The 3115-nt window shown below is 37.2% G+C and carries 4 protein-coding genes; 2 read left to right on the forward strand and 2 right to left on the reverse strand.

All coding sequences use genetic code 11. From position 1 onward, the window contains the following. Together WFK35_RS21795 and WFK35_RS21800 are read left to right on the forward strand one after the other, a co-directional pair. A partial coding sequence (locus tag WFK35_RS21795) for an SDR family oxidoreductase (protein ID WP_336734656.1) occupies positions 1-722 on the forward strand: 722 nt, incomplete at its 5' end. A 176-nt stretch (positions 723-898) separates the two neighbouring features. Next, positions 899-1690, forward strand: a complete 792-nt coding sequence (locus WFK35_RS21800) for a phosphatase PAP2 family protein (RefSeq protein WP_336734658.1) — start codon at positions 899-901, stop codon at positions 1688-1690. A gap of 137 nt (positions 1691-1827) precedes the next feature. Here WFK35_RS21800 and WFK35_RS21805 read toward each other — a convergent pair whose 3' ends face one another. Both WFK35_RS21805 and WFK35_RS21810 read right to left on the reverse strand, forming a co-directional pair. Beyond that, a complete protein-coding gene (locus tag WFK35_RS21805) occupies positions 1828-2337 on the reverse strand; it encodes a pyridoxamine 5'-phosphate oxidase family protein (protein WP_214589805.1) in 510 nt (169 codons plus the stop codon). 137 nt (positions 2338-2474) lie between these two features. Continuing rightward, positions 2475-3115: NAD(P)-dependent oxidoreductase (locus WFK35_RS21810; RefSeq protein ID WP_336734661.1), on the reverse strand; the 641-nt coding region annotated here is incomplete at its 5' end.

Below are 3115 nucleotides of genomic sequence, written 5' to 3' on the forward strand. Positions count from 1 at the left end.
CTCTTATCACAGGAGCTGACAGCGGAATAGGTAAAGTAGCTGCATTGCTTTTTGCTGAAGAAGGAGCAGATATTGCGATTATCTATCATTCCGATGAAAAAGATGCAGAAAAAGCGAAATCAGAAATTGAAGCTGCCGGAAGAAAATGTTCTGTTTACAAAGGAGATATTAATGATTATGAATTTTGTGAAGAGGTAACCTCAAAAGTTATTTCAGAATTCGGAAAGATTGATATTCTTGTTAATAATGCCGGAACACAGTTTCCTTCAAAAAGTATCGAAGAACTCGAAGAAGAAAATATCCGGACAACTTTTAATTCAAATATAATCGGTATGATTTTATTAACGAAGGTTGTTTTTCCGTATCTGAAAGAGGGAAGTTCTATCATCAATACTACTTCCGCAACGGCTTATCAGGGACATCCTGAACTGCTCGATTATTCAGCAACAAAAGGCGCCATTGTTTCTTTTACAAGATCTCTGGCATTGCAGGCAAGACCTAAAGGAATCCGTGTGAATGCCGTTGCTCCGGGACCTGTAGCAACTCCATTAACCAAAGAGACTTTTGATGAAGAGAAAGAAGATCCGGACAAACCTCCTTTTGAAAGAAATGCTACACCGGAAGAAGTTGCCTCCAGTTTCCTTTTTTTGGCAGGCGAAGAGGCTGCACAGTTTACCGGACAGGTTCTGCATCCGAACGGAGGAATCGTTGTTAACGGATAAAACTCAGCCTTATTTTATAAATTAGCTTTAGCCCACACATTTTTGTGTGGGTTATTTTATGCAATTCCCGATAAGCATAAAAATTATGTAAAACTGTATTTTAAGATTTCGCTTATATTTGAAAATAATATTATGTATATTCATACTCTGATCTTTTCATCATTAAATTTTATTATATGAAAAAATTCTTTGCAGGACTATTTTTGATTGTCGGAAGTTTTCAACTGATTTCCGCTCAGGAAGCGGACAGCCTGCAGTTTCAGGATAATGCAGATTCTGCAATAGTTCTTAAAAGTCTTCCTGAAGATAAGACGCATCAATTCAGTTATAAAAAGCTTATCGTTCCTACCGTACTGATTTCTTACGGAATTGCCAGTCTGAGCATTGATGAACTAAAAAACCTGAATTCTTCTACGCAATACGAAATAAGCGAACATAAACCGGATCATATTAAACTGGATAATTATACTCAATTTGCTCCCGCAGTTTTAGTCTATGGTCTGAATGCTTTCGGAGTAAAAGGAAAACATAATTTCCGTGACAGAAGCATTATCTACGGAACTTCCATGATGATAACTTCCGCCATTACCATTCCGCTGAAACACGCTGTAAAAGAAGAAAGACCGGATCATTCCAACAGGCTTTCTTTTCCTTCGGGGCATACGGCAATTGCATTTGCATCGGCGCAGTTTATGTTCAGGGAATATAAAGACCACAATCTTTTGTTGGGAATTTCAGGGTATTCTTTGGCGGTTTTTACAGGAGTATATCGAATGCTGAATGACAAACACTGGTTCGGAGATGTTATTGGCGGAGCAGGATTCGGGATTTTATCCACAGAACTTGCGTACTGGCTTTATCCGAAAATCAATAAACTCTTAGGCGGAAAGCCGGAAAAATCTCAGGCAATGATGATGCCTTACTATCAGAAAGGAAATGTAGGAATCGGGTTTGTGAAAAATTTTTAACCATCAGACAAAACAAAAGCAGTGAATTTCTCCACTGCTTTTTATTTTAATTATTAAGTCTGTTTAAACTTTTTATTTATCCGAAAAACGAACTGTGTTGATACACAAACCATTTTTCAAATTATTTTAAACAAATCTTAAACCGTTGCTTTTCCTTCCACGCCGTCGGAATTATCTGTTGTATTTCCTGTAATGGCTGAAGTTACAAAATTGAAAAGACTTACCAGTTTTCCGGCTTTTGTATTCCAGTAATAGGTTTCTTTCGGTTCTACACGGATAATTGATACATTCGGATCATCTTTTCCTTCCTCAAACCATGCTTTTGCCATTGGCGACCATTTATCTTCAATTGTCGATCGGTCTTTATAGATGGCAGCTTCTCCATACACTGAAAGATATTCATAATCAGAATTGTTCATGAAAAACAACTGAACTCTTTTATCATCCCTTATCTCAAAGTTTTTGTTGCTTGTATCGCTACTGATGAACCAGAGATTTCCTTCGTCATCGGTTTCCTGAAGGGACATCGGGCGGGAATTGATCGGAAGTTTCTCCAGTTCTGTACAAAACATACAGATTTTTGCATTTTCAGATAATTCCTTAATTTTTTTAATCGCTTCCGTGTGGGTAAGATTTTCTGTAGACATAATATTATATTTTTGTGATTGGTTTTCTTTTAAACTGAATTTTAATTACGGTTGTTTATTCAAAAACCCGACCACAATTAAAAAAATCCACAGAAAAATCGGAGAAGACGATATATTTTGAGAAGATTTTTGTTGAGTTATTTTTTCAGATAATTAATGATCCCGATCACATCCTCTTTTCCAAAACCTTCATCATGAGCAGATTGATACGTTCTGATTAACGTTTCAGACAGTGGAAAATCTGCTCCTGCATTCTTTGCCAGTACAATATCTTTCAGCATCAAATCCAAAGCAAAAGCGGGATCATAATTTTCTTCCGTTAAAAGTGGTGTCTTTACTTTGGTAGCGCCGCTTCCGCTCGCACTTTCATTAATGATTTCCAGCATATCTTTACGGTTGATTCCCAGTTTATCCGAAAACAGAACTGTTTCCGCAAGTCCCTGATAAATTGCTGAAAGAAAATAGTTCACCGAAAGCTTCGCTGCAATTCCTTTTCCGTTTTCTCCCAAATGTTTAATAGTTTTTCCCAGTTTCTGTAAATAAGGTTCGGCTCTTTTGATATCTTTTTCTTCTCCACCCACCATAATCAGCAGTGTGCCTTCTGCGGCAGGTTTTGTACTTCCGGCAACCGGAGCATCAATAAAACCGGCTTCTTTTATTTTCACAGCACTCGAAATTTCTCCCGTCATTTCCGGCGAAATCGTACTCATATTAATAAAAAGTTTTTCTGAGATATCCAGTGAAAGTATTTTCTGATAAACGTCTTTTACTGCTTCGT

The organism is Chryseobacterium sp. VD8 (assembly GCF_037149975.1).
Lineage (GTDB): Bacteria > Bacteroidota > Bacteroidia > Flavobacteriales > Weeksellaceae > Chryseobacterium > Chryseobacterium indicum.